At 60.1% G+C, this 917-nt stretch carries 3 protein-coding genes; all 3 read left to right on the top strand.

Annotated elements, in window-relative coordinates:
• The coding region (locus ALO43_RS12080; protein WP_459564952.1) for a thioredoxin domain-containing protein at positions 1-194 on the top strand (194 nt) is incomplete at its 5' end.
• On the top strand, positions 191-661 hold the full coding sequence (locus tag ALO43_RS12075) for a cytochrome c-type biogenesis protein (RefSeq protein ID WP_044323097.1): 471 nt from the start codon (positions 191-193) through the stop codon (positions 659-661). The genes ALO43_RS12080 and ALO43_RS12075, both read left to right, overlap by 4 nt.
• On the top strand, positions 658-917 hold a 260-nt coding region (gene ccmI / locus ALO43_RS12070), incomplete at its 3' end, for a c-type cytochrome biogenesis protein CcmI (protein WP_083492158.1). The genes ALO43_RS12075 and ccmI, both read left to right, overlap by 4 nt.

The following is a 917-nucleotide window of genomic DNA, read 5'->3' as shown; positions in this document are numbered from 1 at the left end:
CTTATCAGCTGAATATCCGTGACGACGACGGCTCGCTGGGGCTGAACCTGGGCGTGTACGGTGCGCCGGAGACCTTCCTGATCGACCGTCAGGGCATTATTCGTTACAAGCATGTCGGGGTCATCGATGAGGCTGTGTGGCGAGAAAAGCTCGCTGCCCGTTACCAGCAATTGGTTGATGAGGCGCAGCCATGAAGCGCTGCCTGATGATTGTCCTGCTCAGCGTGCTGTGCTCAGGCATCGCCCACGCTGCCATCGACGCCTACACTTTTCGCGACGATGCCGAGCGTGCACGCTACAGCGAACTGACCAAGGAACTGCGCTGCCCCAAATGCCAGAATCAGGACATCGCCGATTCCAACGCGCCTATTGCCGCTGACTTGCGCAAGGAAATCTACCGCATGCTGGGTGAAGGGCAGAGCAATCAGCAGATCATCGACTTCATGGTTGATCGCTACGGTGACTTCGTTCGTTACAAACCCAGCCTCAATGCGCGCACCTGGTTGCTCTGGTTCGGCCCGGCCGGTCTGCTGATCGGCGGTCTGGTGGTGATCTGTTTCATCGTCGGGCGGCGTCGCAAGGCGAACTCCGAACAGGCCGATGTGCTTTCCGAGGATGAGCGACAACGCCTCGCCGCTTTGCTGGATGACCACCGGCCATGACCGATTTCTGGATCGCGACCGGGCTTCTCTTGCTCGTGGCGCTGGGGTTTCTGCTGATACCGGTGCTGCGCGGCCATCGTGCGCAACGTGAAGAAGATCGCACAGCCCTGAACGTGGCGTTGTATCAGGAGCGGCTTAGCGAGTTGCAGGTTCAGCAAGAGCAGGGCGTGTTGTCGGTGACGCAATTGCAAGGCGCTCGTGCCGAAGCTGCGCGCAAGCTGCTCGTCGACACTGAAGGCGCAGAGCCTGCCCGCAC

This window comes from Pseudomonas tremae (assembly GCF_001401155.1).
In the GTDB taxonomy this organism is placed as follows: domain Bacteria; phylum Pseudomonadota; class Gammaproteobacteria; order Pseudomonadales; family Pseudomonadaceae; genus Aquipseudomonas; species Aquipseudomonas tremae.
Note: the sequence above shows the minus strand (reverse complement) of the source record. Positions and strands in the feature narration are given on the sequence as shown.